At 65.2% G+C, this 16,181-nt stretch carries 15 protein-coding genes; 8 read left to right on the forward strand and 7 right to left on the reverse strand.

Annotation, left to right across the window (positions count from 1 at the left end; translation table 11 throughout):
• Nucleotides 1–26 precede the first annotated feature (26 nt).
• The 3 genes from glgC to C8N34_RS00530 are packed head-to-tail and all read right to left on the reverse strand — an operon-like array spanning nt 27 to nt 5,963.
• Complete coding sequence (glgC, locus tag C8N34_RS00520; protein WP_108126836.1) at nt 27–1,301, reverse strand: glucose-1-phosphate adenylyltransferase; 1,275 nt, start codon at nt 1,299–1,301, stop codon at nt 27–29.
• Between the two features lie 30 nt (nt 1,302–1,331).
• Nucleotides 1,332–3,527, reverse strand: a complete 2,196-nt coding sequence (gene glgB / locus C8N34_RS00525) for a 1,4-alpha-glucan branching protein GlgB (protein WP_108126838.1) — start codon at nt 3,525–3,527, stop codon at nt 1,332–1,334.
• A gap of 21 nt (nt 3,528–3,548) precedes the next feature.
• On the reverse strand, nt 3,549–5,963 hold the full coding sequence (locus C8N34_RS00530) for a glycogen/starch/alpha-glucan phosphorylase (protein ID WP_108127395.1): 2,415 nt from the start codon (nt 5,961–5,963) through the stop codon (nt 3,549–3,551).
• 304 nt (nt 5,964–6,267) lie between these two features.
• Between C8N34_RS00530 and C8N34_RS00535 the strand changes: the two genes are divergently transcribed.
• Nucleotides 6,268–6,702, forward strand: a complete 435-nt coding sequence (locus tag C8N34_RS00535; protein WP_054303508.1) for an RrF2 family transcriptional regulator — start codon at nt 6,268–6,270, stop codon at nt 6,700–6,702.
• 5 nt (nt 6,703–6,707) lie between these two features.
• Here C8N34_RS00535 and C8N34_RS00540 read toward each other — a convergent pair whose 3' ends face one another.
• The 3 genes from C8N34_RS00540 to C8N34_RS00550 all read right to left on the reverse strand — a co-directional run bounded on the left by C8N34_RS00540 (nt 6,708) and on the right by C8N34_RS00550 (nt 10,648).
• Complete coding sequence (locus tag C8N34_RS00540) at nt 6,708–7,772, reverse strand: dipeptidase (RefSeq protein ID WP_108126840.1); 1,065 nt, start codon at nt 7,770–7,772, stop codon at nt 6,708–6,710.
• 63 nt (nt 7,773–7,835) lie between these two features.
• Nucleotides 7,836–8,231 carry a Cu(I)-responsive transcriptional regulator gene (locus C8N34_RS00545; protein ID WP_054303506.1) on the reverse strand — a complete coding sequence of 132 codons (396 nt, stop codon included), beginning with the start codon at nt 8,229–8,231 and terminating at the stop codon, nt 7,836–7,838.
• Nucleotides 8,228–10,648, reverse strand: coding sequence for a heavy metal translocating P-type ATPase (locus tag C8N34_RS00550; RefSeq protein ID WP_108126842.1), 2,421 nt, complete (start codon nt 10,646–10,648; stop codon nt 8,228–8,230). Before C8N34_RS00550 ends, C8N34_RS00545 begins: the two co-directional genes overlap by 4 nt.
• 190 nt (nt 10,649–10,838) lie before the next feature.
• On the opposite strand from C8N34_RS00550, the gene C8N34_RS00555 reads away from it, so the two are divergent.
• The 3 genes from C8N34_RS00555 to C8N34_RS00560 all read left to right on the forward strand — a co-directional run bounded on the left by C8N34_RS00555 (nt 10,839) and on the right by C8N34_RS00560 (nt 11,859).
• Nucleotides 10,839–11,042: a heavy-metal-associated domain-containing protein gene (locus C8N34_RS00555; RefSeq protein WP_054303504.1), complete on the forward strand. Its 204-nt coding sequence runs from the start codon at nt 10,839–10,841 to the stop codon at nt 11,040–11,042.
• Nucleotides 11,043–11,271: 229 nt separating this feature from the next.
• Nucleotides 11,272–11,409, forward strand: a complete 138-nt coding sequence (locus C8N34_RS26120) for a hypothetical protein (RefSeq protein ID WP_158640436.1) — start codon at nt 11,272–11,274, stop codon at nt 11,407–11,409.
• A gap of 102 nt (nt 11,410–11,511) precedes the next feature.
• A complete protein-coding gene (locus C8N34_RS00560; protein ID WP_108126844.1) occupies nt 11,512–11,859 on the forward strand; it encodes a TfoX/Sxy family protein in 348 nt (115 codons plus the stop codon).
• A 46-nt stretch (nt 11,860–11,905) separates the two neighbouring features.
• On the opposite strand, the gene ndk is transcribed toward C8N34_RS00560, so the two are convergent.
• On the reverse strand, nt 11,906–12,328 hold the full coding sequence (gene ndk, locus C8N34_RS00565) for a nucleoside-diphosphate kinase (protein WP_054303502.1): 423 nt from the start codon (nt 12,326–12,328) through the stop codon (nt 11,906–11,908).
• Nucleotides 12,329–12,534: 206 nt separating this feature from the next.
• Here ndk and C8N34_RS00570 point away from each other — a divergent pair, with 206 nt between their 5' ends.
• The 4 genes from C8N34_RS00570 (at nt 12,535) to C8N34_RS00585 (ending at nt 16,153) form a co-directional block, all read left to right on the forward strand.
• On the forward strand, nt 12,535–12,804 hold the full coding sequence (locus tag C8N34_RS00570) for a hypothetical protein (RefSeq protein ID WP_108126846.1): 270 nt from the start codon (nt 12,535–12,537) through the stop codon (nt 12,802–12,804).
• 45 nt (nt 12,805–12,849) lie between these two features.
• On the forward strand, nt 12,850–14,703 hold the full coding sequence (locus C8N34_RS00575; RefSeq protein WP_108126848.1) for an ABC-F family ATP-binding cassette domain-containing protein: 1,854 nt from the start codon (nt 12,850–12,852) through the stop codon (nt 14,701–14,703).
• A gap of 128 nt (nt 14,704–14,831) precedes the next feature.
• Entirely contained in the window at nt 14,832–15,452 is a 621-nt protein-coding gene (locus C8N34_RS00580; RefSeq protein ID WP_054303499.1) for a nitroreductase family protein, read from the forward strand.
• A gap of 83 nt (nt 15,453–15,535) precedes the next feature.
• Complete coding sequence (locus C8N34_RS00585) at nt 15,536–16,153, forward strand: MarC family protein (protein WP_108126850.1); 618 nt, start codon at nt 15,536–15,538, stop codon at nt 16,151–16,153.
• Nucleotides 16,154–16,181 lie beyond the last annotated feature (28 nt).

The following is a 16,181-nucleotide window of genomic DNA, read 5'->3' on the forward strand; positions in this document are numbered from 1 at the left end:
CACGCCCCCCATTTGGCGTGTTGCCCCTACAGCTTCGCCCGCGACCAGCGGTCGATCATGTCCTGCGTGATCAGCACCACACCGCCCTCGCTGCGCCGGAACCATTTTGCATCTTCCTCCGGGTCTTTTCCGATCACCAGACCCTCGGGGATTTTCACGCCGCGGTCGATGACGCAATGGCTCAGCTCCGCGCGGCGCCCCACATCCACCTGCGGCAGCGCGACCACATGGTCAAGCGAGGCCCAGCTATGGGTGCGGCAGCCGGTGAACAACAGGGAATTGCGCACCTCCGACCCCGAGACGATGCAATCGCCCGAGACGAGCGAGGACACTGCATAGCCGCGCCGCCCGCCATCCTCGTCATGGATGAACTTCGCAGGGGGCACCAGCTCGGCATAGGTCCAGATCGGCCAGGAATTGTCGTACAGGTCCAGCTTCGGCACAAAATCGGTCAGGTCGATATTGGCCTGCCAGAAGGCGTCGATAGTGCCGACATCGCGCCAGTAGGGTTCATCCTCCAGCCCCGTCGTCACGCAGCTTTCGCTGAAGCGATGGGCCATGGCCTTGCCGTTCTTCACGATGTCGGGGATCAGGTCATTGCCGAAATCGTGGCTGGAGTTCGGGTCTTCGGCATCGCGCAGCAGCAGGTCGCGCAGGAAGTCCCAGTTGAAGACGTAAATCCCCATCGAGGCAAGGCTATGCGCCGGATCACCCGGAATGGTCGGCGGGTTCTTCGGCTTTTCCAGAAAATCGGTAATGCGCCCGTCGCCGTCCACATGCATCACGCCAAAGGCCGTCGCCTCGGCCTTCGGCACGGTGAGGCAGCCGATGGTCACATCGGCGCCGGTCGCCACATGCTGCACCAGCATGATTTCGTAATCCATCTTGTAGATATGATCACCCGCCAAGATGATGACGTATTTCACCCCGTAGCTGTCCACGATGTCGATGTTCTGCGCCACCGCGTCGGCGGTGCCCAGATACCATTTGCTTTCATCGACGCGCTGGCTGGCGGGCAGGATGTCCAGATATTCGTTGCGTTCGGCGCGAAAGAAGTTCCAGCCGCGCTGCATGTGGCGGATCAGGCTGTGCGCCTTGTATTGCGTGGCAATTGCCATCTTGCGCACACCCGAGTTCAGCGCATTCGACAGCGCGAAGTCGATGATCCTGGTCTTGCCGCCGAAATAGACCGCAGGCTTGGCGCGCCGGTCGGTCAGCTCCTTCAGGCGCGAGCCGCGTCCGCCTGCCAGCACGAAGGCCATGGCCTGCGAGGAAAGTCTCTGGTTCGGTCTTGCCTTCATGGTGTCCTCCTCCGGGCCTCCTCGCCCGCACTAATGAATGTCTTGCCGCAAAAAGACTGCCGACAGCGGCGGAAGCGTGATTTCGGCGGAATGCGCCTGCCCGTGATGCGGCACGGCTTCGGCGGTCACGCCGCCCATGTTGCCAAGATTGCCGCCACCATAGATTTCGGCATCGGTGTTCAGCGCCTCGGTCCAGGCACCACCTGCGGGCAGCCCGATGCGCAGGCGCCGCTCCACCGGCGTCATGTTCACCGCCACAGCCACCTGCGCCTCGCCCGGCGCGCCCTTGCGCAGCCAGGCATAGGTCGATCCCTCGGCATCATTGGCCTCAAGCCACTGGAACCCTTCGGGGCGGCAGTCGTTCACATGCAGCGCCGGTGTCGCACGATACAGCGTGTTCAGATCGCGGATCAGGCGCTGCATGCCCCGATGCTGCGGCCCCTCGCCCGGGTCATCCAGCAGATGCCAGTCAAGGCTCTGGCTGTAGTTCCATTCCCGCGCCTGCGCGAATTCGCAGCCCATGAACAGCAGCTTCTTGCCGGGGTGCCCCCACATGAAGCCGTAATAGGCGCGCAGGTTTGCGAACTTCTGTTCACCATCACCCGGCATCCGCGCCAGCATGCTGCCCTTGCCATGCACCACCTCGTCATGGCTGATTGGCAGGATATAGTTTTCCGACCACGCATAATGCAGGCCGAAGGTCATCTGGTGATGGTGGAACTTGCGATAGACCGGATCGCGGCCGATATAGGCCAGCGTATCGTTCATCCAGCCCATGTTCCACTTGAAGCCGAAACCCAGCCCGCCCCAGTCCGCCGGGCGCGACACGCCCGGAAAGGCGGTGCTTTCTTCGGCCACCGTCACGATGCCGGGGCATTCGCCGTAAGCCACCGTGTTCATCCGGCGCAGCATGGCGATGGCCTCGTAATTCTCGCGCCCGCCATCCTTGTTGGGCACCCATTGCCCTTCACCCCGTGAATAATCGCGGTACAGCATGGAAGCCACGGCATCCACGCGCAGCCCGTCGATGTGGTATTCCTCCAGCCAATACAAGGCGTTGGACACGAGGAAGTTCTGCACCTCGGTCCGGCCGTAATTGTAGATCAGCGTGTTCCAGTCCTGATGGAAGCCCTCGCGCGGGTCGGCATGTTCGTAAAGTGGCGTGCCATCGAACCGGCCAAGCCCATGCGGATCGGTCGGGAAATGCCCCGGCACCCAGTCAAGGATAATGCCCAGCCCCTTGCGGTGCGCCGCATCTACCAGCGCGCGGAACTCGGCGGGCGTGCCGTGACGAATGGTCGGTGCAAACAGCCCGACCGGCTGATAGCCCCATGAGCCGTCGAAAGGATATTCCGACACCGGCAGAAGCTCCAGATGGGTGAACCCCATGTCGGCGGCATAATCGACCAGTTGTTCGGCAAGCTCGGTATAGCTGAGCATCCGGTTGCCCGGCGCGCGGCGCCAGCTTCCCAGATGCACCTCGTAGACCGAAATCGGCGCGTCAATGGAATGGCGGCCCTTGCGGTGGTTCATCCAGCCCGCATCGCCCCAGTCCGCCCCGTCAATCCGCCGCACGACCGAAGCATTCTGCGGCGCGTGTTCGCTGCCAAACCCCACCGGATCGGCTTTCAGCGGCAGAACCTGCCCGTCCGGACCGCGGATTTCATATTTGTAGACGGTGCCTTCGCCCAGACCGGGGATGAAAGTCTCCCACACGCCGGTCGCGCCGCGGCGGCGCATCGGGTGGCGGCGGCCATCCCAAAGGTTGAAGTTCCCCACCACCGAAACTCGCTCGGCATTGGGCGCCCAGACCGCGAAATTCGTACCCTCCGCGCCCTCATGGTGGATCACATGCGCGCCCAGCACCTGCCAGAGCCGCATGTGGGTGCCCTCGCCCAGCAGATATTCGTCCATCTCGCCCAGCACAGGGCCAAAGCGGAACGGGTCGTCCCAGTCCCAGCTCGCGCCGCCACCTTCCGCGCGCAGCCGGTAGTCGGCGGAAGGCACTTCCCCCGCGAACAGCCCCTGCCCCAGCGCCTGCAATTCCAGCGGATCAGGCGTCAGCGCCCAGACCCGCTCCGCCCCCGGCTGGAATACACGCAGCACAAGGCGCTTGCCTTCGTGGTGCGGGCCCAGCACGGCGAAGGGATCGCCATGCCGCCCCTCGACCAGTGCGGTCGCCTCGGTCGCCGCGATCCAGCCGTCTCCTCCCCGAGCCTTGGCCATCGCTTCCTCCCGTTTCCGCCCTCAAAGGGCCGGTTCGACGGACCAGACATCCGCCATATAGCCCCGGATCGTGCGGTCCGAGGAAAAGAACCCCGACCGCGCGGTGTTCAGCGCGGCCATGCGCAGCCAGCGCATCCGGTCGGCATAGGCGGCATCCACCTCGGCCTGCGCGGCGCGGTAGGCGTCGAAATCCGCCGCCACGAGGAAATAATCGTGGTGCCAGACCCGGTGCACCAGTTGATGATAACGCGAAGGATCGCCTTCCGAGAACCGCCCTTCCGCGATCATCTGCAACACATCCTGCAAGGACTGGCTGGCGAGGATGGCATCGCGGGCATGATCGGGGTTGGCGCGGCGTTTCACCACCTCCTCCGCCGTCAGGCCGAACAGGAAGAAATTATCGGCCCCCACCTCTTGAAGGATTTCCACATTGGCGCCGTCAAGCGTGCCGATGGTCGGCGCGCCATTCATCATGAACTTCATGTTGCCAGTGCCCGAAGCCTCTTTCCCGGCGGTCGAGATCTGTTCCGACAGATCGGCAGCGGGGATCAGGCGTTCGGCAAGGCTGACGTTGTAATTCGGCGGATAGACCACCTTCAGCCGGTCCCCGACCAGCGGATCGGCGTTCACCACCGCCGCCACATCATTGATCAGGTGGATGATTTCCTTCGCCACCACATAGCCCGGCGCGGCCTTGCCGCCGAAGATCTTGACGCGCGGCACCCAGTCCTTTTCCGGGTTCTGCCGGATGTCGTGCCAGCGCGCGATGGTTTCGAGGATGTTCAGAAGCTGGCGCTTGTATTCATGGATGCGCTTCACCTGCACGTCGAACAGCGCATCGGCCGAGACGCTGACGCCGCAATGCGCCTGCATCCAGCCCGCCAAAGCCTGCTTGTTCTGCCGCTTCGCCGCGCCGAAGGCCGTGAGGAACCCCGCATCGGCAACATGCGGCTCCAACTCCTTCAGCCGGTCCAGATCGGCCTCCCAGCCTGCGCCGATCGTGTCGGTGATCAGGCCCGCCAGCGGGCGGTTGCACATCTTCAGCCAGCGGCGCGGAGTTACGCCATTGGTTTCGTTGATTATACGCGGGTGCAGCTTTTCCAGTTCGGGGAACAGGTTCTGCTTCACAAGATCGGAATGCAGCGCGGAAACACCGTTCACCTTATGCGCCATGATGAAGGCCAGTTCGCCCATCCGCACCTCATGGTGCTTGACGATGCCCACATAATGCGGCGGGTGGAAGGTGCGGCGGTGCCAGCTGTCAATGCGCTCGACGATCTGCATATGGCGCGGCAGGACATTCCCGAAAGTATAGGTCGCCCAGCGTTCCAGCGCCTCGGGCAGCAGCGTGTGATTGGTATAGCCGAGACAGGCGCGCGCCACCTCCATCGCCGGGTCGAACTCCATCCCGTGCTCATCCATCAGGAGCCGCATAAGCTCCGGCCCCGCGATGGCAGGATGGGTGTCGTTCATCTGGATCGCCACATGGCGCGGCAGGTCAGCCACGGCATAGCCCCCTGCCAGATGCCGGCGCAGGATGTCTTGCAGCGCGGCGGAGGTCAGGAAGAACTCCTGCTTCAGCCGCAATTCCTTGCCCTGATAAGTGGTATCGTCAGGATAAAGCACCCGGCTCAGCGTGCGGGCCAGCGCCTCGGGTTCGGCGGCGGCGGCGTAATCGCCGCGGTTGAATCGCTCCAGATCGAACTGCGTCGTGGGCTTCGCCCCCCACAGCCGCAGCGTATTGGCCCATTTGCCTTCCCAGCCGATGACCGGCGTGTCATAGGCTTCGGCCAGTACGGTTTCGCCGGGCTGCCAGACCTCGCGGCCGTCGCGGGTGATGATCTCGCCCTTGAAACCGATGGTATAGGCGGATTCCGGGCGTTCGAATTCCCAGGGATGGCGTTGGCTCAGCCAGTCCTCGGGCGTTTCAACCTGACGCCCGCTTTCGAACCTTTGCCGGAACAGCCCGTGTTCATAGCGGATGCCATAGCCATAGGCCGGGCAGCCCACCGTCGCCATGCTTTCCATGAAACAGGCCGCCAGCCGCCCCAGACCGCCATTCCCCAGCGCGGCATCGGGTTCATCCTCGACAATCGCGCGGAAATCCTGCCCCAGTTCGGCCATGGCGCTTTCCGCAATGTCGCGCAGGCCGAGGTTGATCGTCGCATCCTCCAGCAGACGCCCGATCAGAAATTCCATCGACAGGTAATAGACACGCTTGTGCCCCGTCTCCCATGTCTTGCGGGTCGAGGCGAACCACGGCTCCACGATCCGGTCGCGAATGGCAAAGCTCAGCGCCATGCGCCAGTCGTAAAGGCTGGCATGATCCGCGTCCTTGCCCAGCGTGAAGGTCAGGTGGCGCAGGATGTCGGCCCTGAGATGCGTTGGCGTCAGCTCTGTCACGTCATGTTCCAATCTGTCGAATGCCCGCCCCATCAGAGCGGGAACCACCGGCGGCGGCAAGACGGCGGAGAATTGCCCGCCCGGTGGTTCCACACCGGAACGCTGCTCCGGCGCGGTCTGCTGAAATCCTGACCTCTGTTAGCGCAATCATTTTCAGAAATCACTCAAAATTTTGAGCGTTTTTCCAAACGGATAGAAGAATCAAACCGATTTGGAGCGATTGCAACGATTCGTGCGCGGTTTCGCGCCGGGGAATTGCGTTATCTGATCCAGATCATTTTCTGCCGCGCCGCGCCGGGCATAATGCGCCGGTCACCCAAGAAGCCGAAAGCGCCACATGAGACTCACCATCCGCACCAATCTGGCCATGCGCACCCTGATGTTCTGCGCGGTCAATCCGGGGCGCATCGTCCGCAAGGCCGAAATCGCCGCCGCCTGCAATGCATCCGAGAACCATCTGGCGCAGGTGATACACCTGATGGCCCAGAAGGGATTTCTGCGCACGGTCCGGGGCCGCTCCGGCGGGCTGACGCTGGCGCGGCCCCCTGAGCAGATCGGGCTGGGCGAGGTGTTCCGCGCCTTCGAGGGCGAATTGCCGCTGACCGAATGTTTCGCGCGTGGCAACAATACATGTCCGCTTGCCGGATGTTGCCGCCTGAAATGTGCGCTGGCCGAGGCAGCGGACGCCTTCTATGGCTCGCTGGACCGGCTGCGCCTGTCGGACATGACCGAAGGCAATGACGCGCTGGAACGGCTGCTGAAAGTGGCCTGACCCGCTCAGCCGCCCCAGGTTTCGCGCAGGACGCGCATCCAGTTGCCCCAGCGCAGCTTTTCGATCAGCGCGGCATCATAACCATGCGCCGCCATCGCCTCCAGGAGGCGCGGCAGGCCTGCGGCATCGCCAATCCCGTCGGGAACGGCGGCACCGTCGAAATCCGACCCGAAGCCCACGCAATCCTCGCCCAGCCTGTCGATCAGATGGTCGAGGTGCTGCATCACCGGCGCCCAGCCCATGTCGGTGCCGCGTTTGCCGTCTGGGCGCAGGAACACCGTGGCAAAGTTCAGCCCCACCATGCCCCGGCTTTCGCGGATCATCGCCAGTTGCCGGTCGGTCAGGTTCCGGGTCGAGGGGGTCACGGCATGGGCATTGGAATGGGTGGCGACCAGCGGCGCATCGGACAGCGCGGCCACATCATTGAACCCCGCCTCGTTCAGGTGGCTGAGGTCGATCAGGATGCGCAAGGCATTGCATTCGCTCACCAGCCGTTTGCCCGCAGCCGTCAGCCCCGGCCCGGTATCGGGGGAGCCGGGAAACCTGAATGGCACGCCATGGCCAAAGATGGTCGGCCGCGACCAGACCGGCCCGAGCGAGCGCAGCCCCATGGCGTGAAAGGCGTGCAGCGCGTCCAGCCGTTCGTCAATCGCCTCGGCCCCTTCCATATGCATGACACCCGCGATGGCGCCGTCGGCCCGCGCAGCCTCGATCTCAGCCACGCTGCGGCACAGACGAAACGCCCCGCCCGAAGACCGCGCCATCCACAAAAGATGGCCGGCCATCGACAGCGCGACCGGCTGCGCCACGCCCAGCGGGATCATCGCGGGCAACTCGATCTCATAGGGCGGGTTGTCCATCATCGCATCGTAATCCGGCGCGCCGGGAGCTGAGGGGCTGGGGATATAGATGGCGAACAGACCGCCCGCGAAGCCGCCCGCCTGCATGCGCGGCAGGTCCAGATGGCCCTGCCCCTCGCCCGTAAGCCAGATGGCCTCGCGTTTGCCCGGCGCCATTTGCAGGCGCAGCAGGATGTCGTTGTGGCCATCGAATACCGGCGCGGCGGTCATTGTGCCTCTCCCCTTCCCTTGTTTCGGGGGAGCCTGCCACGGGTGGCAGGGGAAGGCCAGAGCCTAACCGCCCGAGGGTGCGGCAAGCCCGCCGAGGATGGGGCAATCGGGCCGCTCGTCGCCCGCACAGGCGGCAACAAGATCGGAAAGCGTGCGCTGCATGGCCCGCAGTTCGGCAATTTTGGTGCCGATCTCCACCAGATGCGTGCGGGCAAGCCGTTTCACATCGGCGCTGGCGCGATCCTTGTCGTCGTAAAGCGCCAGCAGGCGGCGACAATCATCGATGGTGAAACCAAGGCTTCGGGCACGACCGATGAAAGCGAGCTTGTGCAGATCGGTTTCGGCAAAGACACGATAGCCGTTGGCCTGGCGGCGCGGCGCGATCAGGCCGATTTCCTCGTAATAGCGGATGGTCTTGACCGGCAATCCGGCGCGGGTGGCGACTTCCTTGATGTTCATGGCCTGACCTCCACCGCCTTCAGCCGCCGCAGGCGCAAAGCATTGGTCAGCACGAAGACGGATGACAGCGCCATCGCCCCGGCGGCGAGCATCGGCGAAAGCTGCGGCCCGCCAAAGGGCACCAGCGCCCCCGCCGCCACAGGGATCAGCGCGGCGTTGTACCCGAAGGCCCAGCCAAGGTTCTGGCGGATATTGCGCATGACGGCCCGGCTGACGGTGATCGCGGTCGCGACCCCGGCGGGCTGGCCCGAGATCAGCACCACCTCTGCCGCCTCGATGGCGACATCGGTGCCGGTGCCGATGGCGATGCCGACATCGGCCGCCGCCAGCGCGGGGGCATCATTGATGCCATCCCCCACGAAGGCCACGCCGGGGCGCATATCTTCCACCGCCGCGACCTTGCCACCCGGCAGAACCTCTGCCGCGATGCGGCTGATCCCCAGTTCGGAGCCGATGGCCGCCGCCACGCGCTGCGCATCGCCCGTCACCATGGCGCTGTCCACGCCCAGATCGGCCAGTGCCACGACGGCGCCCCTTGCGCCGGGTTTCACCTTGTCGGCCACTGCGAGCACACCCAGGACCTTGCCCTCGACCGCCAGATAGATCGGGGTCTTGCCCTGAACGGCAAAGCCCTCGCCCTCGACCCGCCAATGGTTCGGCAGATCGGGGAACATCCGCGCCGCGCCAAGCGCCACGCGCTGCCCTTCCACTGTCGCCTCGGCGCCATGGCCGGGGGTGGCGCTGAAATCGCGCGCAGCCGGAACCTCCAGCCCCTGCGCGGCAGCGGCCTGCACCACCGCAAGCGCCAGCGGATGTTCCGATTGCGCCTCGACCGCCGCCGCCAGACGCAGCAGATGCGGCGAGGCCGGTTTCAGATCGGTCAGCACCGGCTTGCCCTCGGTCAGCGTGCCGGTCTTGTCAAAAGCCACGGTCTGCACCCCGGCAAGCGTCTGCAACGCCTCGCCCCGCCGGAACAGCACGCCCAGTTCGGCGGCGCGGCCCGTGCCAACCATGATCGAGACCGGCGTAGCCAGACCCATGGCGCAGGGGCAAGCAATGATGAGCACAGAGACCCCCGCCACCAGCGCCTCAGCCAGACCGGGGCCGAAGATCAGCCACAGGATCACGGTCAGCACCGCCAGCCCCATCACCACCGGCACGAACCACAGCGTGATACGATCCACCACCGCCTGCACCGGCAGTTTCGCGCCCTGCGCCTGTTCCACCATGGCGATGATGCGCGCCAGCGCCGTATCGGCGCCGACATGGGTTGCCCGCATCACCAGCGTGCCGGTGCCGTTGACCGTACCGCCGGTCACCCGGTCGCCAGGGGCTTTTTCCACCGGCATCGCCTCGCCCGTCAGCATGGCCTCGTCCACCGCTGATCGACCCTCCTCGACCTCGCCGTCCAGCGGGATGCGTTCGCCGGGGCGGATCATCAGCCGGTCACCGGGCCGCACCTGCGCCACCGGCACATCGGCAAAACCCTGCGGCCCCTCGACCCGCGCATGGCTGGGCTGCAGGCCGATCAGCCCGGCAATCGCGGCCCCCGCCTGCCCGCGCGCCCGCGCCTCAAGGATACGACCGATCAGGATCAGCACGACGATCACCGCCGCCGCCTCGAAATAGACCGCCCGCGCCGCAGCGGGCAGCAGATGCGGCGCAAAGGTCGCCACAGTGGAATAGCCCCAGGCGGCGGCGGTGCCGACCGCGACGAGGCTGTTCATGTCCGGCCCGCCGCGCAGCAGCGCCGGAATGCCCTTGGCAAAGAAGCGCCGCCCCGGAAACACAAGAACCAGCGTCGCCAGCACGAATTGCGCGATCCACAGCATCTGTTGTGGCATCAGCCCCATCAGCCAGTGATGGAAGGCGGGCACGGCATGGCCCCCCATCTCGGTCAGGAAAACCGGCAGGGTCAGCAGCCCGGCGATCCAGCCATCGCGCTTCAGCGCGGCATATTCGCGGGCACGGGCATCGGGCGCGGCCTCCTCCGGCGGGGTGGCGGCAAAGCCTGCCCGGCTAACCACCTCGGCCAGCTTTTCGGCCGTCGTCGCGCCCTCCCATACGGTGATCTGCGCCCGACGGGCCGCCAGATTGGCAGTGGCGTCGATCACGCCGGGTTGCGCTTTCAGCACCCGTTCGACCCGCCCGGTGCAGGAGGCGCAGGTCATTCCCTCGACCGACAGGGTCAGTGTCGCCTGCCGCACGGGATAGCCCGCCTTGGCCAGCGCCCCGGCCAGCGCGGCCGGTTCTGCCGGTGCGGCAAAGCGGATGTCGGCACTTTCATCGGCAAGATTCACCCGCGCCGCACTGACGCCCGGCTGGGCTTTCAGCACCCGCTCGACACGGGCAACGCAGGAGGCGCAGGTCATCCCCTCGGGGCGCAGGCGCAGGGTGGATTCGGCTGGATCGGTCATGGCGGTTTCCTTTCGCCATCGGATATGGGGCCTCCAGTAACTGGAAGGTCAAGACCCCCGTTTCAACCGCCCCCGGAACGTGGCAATTCGCCGCCGTCCCCCCGCCGCCCCTTGACGCCGCCGCCCGCAGGCGATCCAGTTACGCCATTCCGCAACGCGTATCATGCCCGGCGGCATGGAGGAGCAGACGATGGCTGTCACCCTTTCGATTCCCGACATGAGCTGCGGTCACTGCCGCGCCTCCATCGAAGCCGCACTGAAGCCGCTGAACGGTGTGACCGGGCTGAGCTTCGACGCCGAGGCCCGCACGGCAACCATTGAAGGCGATGCGCCGGTAGCGGTTCTGGTGCAGGCGCTGGACGGAATCGGCTTTCCGGCCAGCCAGAAGGCCTGAAACCGACGGGAAATCGCGACTTCCCGCCGATGTGTGACAGTTTTGCATGGGATACAGGCTTTTCACAGGCTTGTGTCCCCGCCGCTTCGTGGCCTGCCTTGTTTGCCCGGCGTTTCGGACGTATTTCCGTCAAACAACGCCACTTCCCGGCCTCACGCGCGACAGAAAGCGCTGTCAGTCTCCGAGAACTGGTACAAGTATAGTCGTGCCAAGGATACGGAGCATCATCATGGCAAAGACCCCGTCGCAATCCCAGCCGCAGCAAGGCGGCGCGTCGGTTCCCGCGCAACAGCAGGGCCAGAGCAGCGGCTCCGCCCCGCAGCAGCAGGGCGGCACCCCGATTATCCGGGACTGGGCGTCGATCTGAACCCGCCGATCTTCGACATCCGCGTGTCGGTGAGAACGAGTTGAAACAGCCGGGGCCAGCCGTAAGGTTGGCCCCAACTTTTTCCTTGTGCGCGGTGCCGCAATGTCTGACCCCGTCTCCTCGATCCCCAACCTTGGCCCGGCCTCCGAGGCGGCCTTTGCCCGTGCGGGCATCCGCTCAGCCGGAGAGATCCGGGCCATGGGGGCGGACGCAGCCTATCTGGCGCTGATGCGGTCCGGCACGCCGCCACATTTCATCGGGTATTATGTGCTGGTCATGGGCTTGCAGGGCCGCCCGTGGAACGATTGCAAGGGCGAGGAAAAGAAGGCCCTGCGCAGCCGCTTCGACGCGCTGAAGGCCAAGGCGCTGGCCGCGCCCGCGCTGTCGGGCCTGCCCCGCGCGCTGGACGAGGCGCTGGATCTGATCGGTGTAAGACCCGCGCGCAAATGAAAAGGCCGCCCCGAAGGGCGGCCTTCATAGGCGAACCGGGCGGCAATCAGCCAACCAGTTCAAGACCCGAGAAGAAGAAGCCGACTTCGCGCTTGGCCGAGTCGGGGCTGTCCGAACCATGGACCGAGTTTTCACCGACCGACAGGGCGAATTCCTTGCGGATGGTGCCTTCTGCGGCATTGGCCGGGTTGGTCGCGCCCATCACTTCGCGGTTCTTCGCAATGGCGCCTTCGCCTTCCAGAACCTGCACGACGACCGGCTCGGACGACATGAATTCGCACAGTTCGCCGTAGAACGGACGCTCCGAATGCTCGGCGTAGAACTGGCCGGCTTGCGCGGCGGACAGGTGGATGCGCTTCTGCGCGACGATGCGCAGGCCCGCTTCCTCGAATTTCGCGTTGATCTTGCCGGTCAGGTTGCGCTTGGTGGCGTCGGGCTTGATGATCGACAGGGTGCGTTCGATGGCCATGAGGCTCTCCATGTGAATAGGCGCGGGATGTGGCCCCCCGCGCCGGTTTTGTGGGCGCCTCCTACCATGCGACGGCGATGTTGAAAAGCCCGTGACGCATGCGCGTCGCTTCCTGCCCGGTCTGCGGCGGAAGCTGCGACAAAGCGGTGCATTGCGATATCACACTCTTTTAGTAAGGATATCTGCAAGCAAACGGAGCTTCCGCCATGCGCTTCTGCGCCACCGCCCTTTTCGCCCTTCTGGCCACCCCGCTGGCCGCCGATCCCTTCGTGATGACCTATGAAGCCTTCGAGCAGGCGGTGCCGCATATCGACCTGCCCGCCTGCCCCGTGGATCTGGACGGGCCGGGCCGGTTCTGCCGCCTGACCACCCATAATGACGCGCTGAATGTCTTCGTCTTTTCCGAAGATGGCGACCAGCCGCTTGTCGCGCTGAAAAGCTGGCCTGCCGATCTGCTGGCCGGTTTGATGGATTAGCGGCGCATTGCCGTTCCCGGCCCAAGCTGTTAGGGGCTTGGCACCATGCTTCGGATATCAGACATCACCTATTCTGTCGAAGGCCGCCCTCTGTTCGAGGGCGCTTCGGCCACCATTCCGACCGGCCACAAGGTTGGCCTCGTAGGGCGGAACGGCGCGGGCAAGACCACGCTGTTCCGGCTGATCCGGGGCGAACTGGCGCAGGAAACCGGCGAAATTGCCCTGCCCGCCCGCGCCCGTATCGGGGGCGTCGCGCAAGAGGTGCCTTCGTCCTCCACCTCGCTGCTGGAGACGGTGCTTCAGGCCGATACCGAGCGCAGCGCCCTGCTGGCCGAGGCCGATACCGCCACCGACCCGCATCGCATCGCGGAAATCCAGACCCGTCTGGCCGATATTGATGCCTGGAGCGCGGAGGGCCGTGCCTCGGCCATCCTGCGCGGGCTTGGCTTTGACGCCGAGGCGCAATTGCGCCCCTGCTCCGATTTCTCGGGCGGCTGGCGAATGCGGGTGGCGCTGGCGGGCGTGCTGTTCGCGCAGCCTGATTACCTGCTGCTGGACGAACCGACCAACTATCTGGATCTGGAGGGCGCGCTGTGGCTGGAGAATTATCTTCAGAAATACCCCCACACCGTCATCATCATCAGCCACGACCGCGGGCTTCTGAACCGGGCGGTGCAGGGTATCCTGCATCTCGATAACCGGAAGCTCACCTATTGGCAGGGCGGCTATGACCAGTTCGCCCGTCAGGCCGCCGAACGCCGTGCGGTTCAGGCGGCCGAGGCCAAGAAGGTCGAGGCGCGGCGGGCACATCTGCAAAGCTTCGTGGATCGGTTCAAGGCCAAGGCCTCGAAAGCCGTGCAGGCGCAAAGCCGGGTGAAGATGCTGGAAAAGCTGACCCCCATCACGCCGCCGGAAGAGGCGCGCAAGATGGTCTTCACCTTCCCCGAGCCGGAAGAACTGTCGCCTCCCATCATCAATATGGAAGGCGCAAGCGTCGGCTACGGCGGCAAGGCCATCCTGCGCCACCTGTCGTTGCGCATCGACCAGGACGACCGCATCGCGCTTCTGGGCCGCAACGGCGAGGGTAAATCCACGCTGTCGAAACTGCTGGCGGGCAAGCTGCCGGTCATGGGCGGTGAACTGCACCGCCATGGCAAGCTGCGCATCGGCTTTTTCGCGCAGCATCAGGTGGAAGAGCTGCATATCGACGAAACGCCCCTGCAACATGTGCAGCGGCTGCGCCCCGAGGAACATCAGGCCCGGTTGCGCGCGCGTCTGGCGGGCTTCGGGCTGATGGCGGAACAGGCGGAAACTGTGGTCGGGCGGCTGTCCGGCGGGCAGAAGGCGCGGCTGTCTCTGTTGCTGGCCACCATTGACGCTCCGCATCTGCTGATCCTTGACGAACCGACCAACCACCTGGACATCGAAAGCCGCGAGGCACTGGTCGAGGCGCTGACCGAATATCGCGGCGCGGTGATCCTCGTCAGCCACGACATGCACCTTCTGAGCCTTGTCGCCGACCGGCTGTGGCTGGTGAAGGCGGGCGCGGTCACGCCCTACGACAAGGATCTGGAAAGCTACCGCGCCGAATTGCTGGCCGGGGACGAGCCCGCGAAACCGGCGGCGAAGCCTGCGGAAAAGCCGAAACGCGCCAGCCGTGATGAAATCCTGCTGCTGCGGGCCGAGGTCCGCAAATGCGAGGAACGTCTGGGCAAGCTGAACGACATGCGCGACAAGCTCGCCGCCAAGCTGGCCGACCCCGAATTGTACGAGGACAGCCGCAAGGGCGATCTGGCGGTCTGGAACAAGAAATACGCCGAGGTGATGGAGGCGCTGGACCGCGCCGAGGCGCTGTGGCTGGACGCGCAGGAGGCGCTGGAAACGACCGGGGCGGGCTGAAGCCCCGCCCCTCGGCGCATGGGTGAACGCGAGCCCTGCATGGGCGCACAGTTTGCCCGGTTGTGCCGCCAAGCCTTTGGGCACACATACTTGCTGCAACCGCATCATAGTTCGGAAGAGGCAAGACGATGACCAACGCAACCCTGCAAACCCTGAAAAAACGCCGCACGCAATATGCGCTGGGCAAGAAGCTGCCGCTCTCGAACGAGGCCGTCGAGGCGCTGATCAAGGAGGCCGTGCGGCTTTCGCCCTCGTCCTTCAACTCGCAAAGCTCGCGCGCCGTGATCCTGTTCGGCGAAGCCTCGGAACGGTTCTGGGAAATCACCACCGAAGCCCTGCGCGCCATCGTCCCGGCCGAGGCTTTCGGCCCGACGGAAGGCAAGATGAAAGCCTTCGCCGCCGGTGCGGGCACCGTGCTGTTCTATGAAGACCAGGCCACCGTGAAGGGCCTGCAAGAGCAGTTCCCGCTTTACGCCGATGCCTTCCCCGGCTTCTCGGAGCATTCGGCGGGCATGGCGCAACTGGCGGTCTGGAACGTTCTGGCAGATGCCGGTATCGGCGCGAGCCTTCAGCACTACAACCCGGTTGTCGATGCGGCCGTCGCGAAAGAGTTCGACATCCCGTCCAGCTGGAAGCTGCGCGCGCAGATGCCGTTCGGCTCGCACGAGGGCGGGTTCGGTGACAAGACCTTCATCGAGGATGACAACCGCTTCCGCACCTTCGACAGCCTGGCCGTCGCCGCCGAATGATCGCAGCGGGGCGCCCGCCACGGGCGCCCCATTGCCTTGCGCCCCGATCCGGTCCACCATGCGCCGCGCGCACAGGGCAGGACATGATCGACACCGCTTTTCTGATTACCGCTTTTGCCACCCTGTTCGTGGTGATCGACCCGCCGGGTCTGGTGCCGCTGTTCATTGCGCTGACCCGCGGCATGGATGTCGAACGCCGCCGGTCCATGGCGCTGCGGGCCTGCATCATCGCCACCATTCTGCTGACGGCCTTCGCGCTGATGGGCGAGGCGCTGCTGGGATTCATCGGCATTTCCATGCCCGCCTTTCGCATCGCGGGCGGTATCCTTCTGTTCCTGACCGCGCTGGACATGCTGTTCGAACGCCGCACCCAGCGACGCGAGGGGCAACAGGCGGACCCTGACCATGATCCTTCGGTCTTTCCGCTGGCCACGCCGCTGATCGCCGGGCCGGGCGCCATCGCCACGATGATTCTGCTGATGGGGCAATCGGGTGGTGGCTGGCTGGGGGCGGCGCAGGTGCTGGGTCTGCTTCTGGCGATGATGGTGGCCACCTTCCTGTTCCTGCTGGCCGCCCCGCCCATCGAACGCGCGCTGGGCCGCACCGGAACCGTGGTCATCACCCGGCTTCTGGGCATGTTGCTGGCGGCGCTGTCCGTCCAGTTCGTCATCGACGGGGTGCGCGGCACCGGGCTGATCTGACGCCGCGCCCTTGCACCCTGCCCGCCTA

This window comes from Gemmobacter caeni, from assembly GCF_003054195.1.
In the GTDB taxonomy this organism is placed as follows: domain Bacteria; phylum Pseudomonadota; class Alphaproteobacteria; order Rhodobacterales; family Rhodobacteraceae; genus Gemmobacter; species Gemmobacter caeni.

Excerpts from the sequence above, each read along its gene's own strand:
- C8N34_RS00580 (WP_054303499.1), top strand. The coding sequence starts at position 14,832 with ATGACCAACGCAACCCTGCAAACCCTGAAAAAACGCCGCACGCAATAT.
- glgB (WP_108126838.1), bottom strand. The coding sequence starts at position 3,527 with ATGGCCAAGGCTCGGGGAGGAGACGGCTGGATCGCGGCGACCGAGGCG.
- C8N34_RS00560 (WP_108126844.1), top strand. The coding sequence starts at position 11,512 with ATGTCTGACCCCGTCTCCTCGATCCCCAACCTTGGCCCGGCCTCCGAG.
- C8N34_RS00530 (WP_108127395.1), bottom strand. The coding sequence starts at position 5,963 with ATGGGGCGGGCATTCGACAGATTGGAACATGACGTGACAGAGCTGACG.
- C8N34_RS00585 (WP_108126850.1), top strand. The coding sequence starts at position 15,536 with ATGATCGACACCGCTTTTCTGATTACCGCTTTTGCCACCCTGTTCGTG.
- C8N34_RS00550 (WP_108126842.1), bottom strand. The coding sequence starts at position 10,648 with ATGACCGATCCAGCCGAATCCACCCTGCGCCTGCGCCCCGAGGGGATG.
- C8N34_RS00545 (WP_054303506.1), bottom strand. The coding sequence starts at position 8,231 with ATGAACATCAAGGAAGTCGCCACCCGCGCCGGATTGCCGGTCAAGACC.
- glgC (WP_108126836.1), bottom strand. The coding sequence starts at position 1,301 with ATGAAGGCAAGACCGAACCAGAGACTTTCCTCGCAGGCCATGGCCTTC.
- C8N34_RS00535 (WP_054303508.1), top strand. The coding sequence starts at position 6,268 with ATGAGACTCACCATCCGCACCAATCTGGCCATGCGCACCCTGATGTTC.
- C8N34_RS00540 (WP_108126840.1), bottom strand. The coding sequence starts at position 7,772 with ATGACCGCCGCGCCGGTATTCGATGGCCACAACGACATCCTGCTGCGC.
- C8N34_RS26120 (WP_158640436.1), top strand. The coding sequence starts at position 11,272 with ATGGCAAAGACCCCGTCGCAATCCCAGCCGCAGCAAGGCGGCGCGTCG.
- ndk (WP_054303502.1), bottom strand. The coding sequence starts at position 12,328 with ATGGCCATCGAACGCACCCTGTCGATCATCAAGCCCGACGCCACCAAG.
- C8N34_RS00570 (WP_108126846.1), top strand. The coding sequence starts at position 12,535 with ATGCGCTTCTGCGCCACCGCCCTTTTCGCCCTTCTGGCCACCCCGCTG.
- C8N34_RS00575 (WP_108126848.1), top strand. The coding sequence starts at position 12,850 with ATGCTTCGGATATCAGACATCACCTATTCTGTCGAAGGCCGCCCTCTG.
- C8N34_RS00555 (WP_054303504.1), top strand. The coding sequence starts at position 10,839 with ATGGCTGTCACCCTTTCGATTCCCGACATGAGCTGCGGTCACTGCCGC.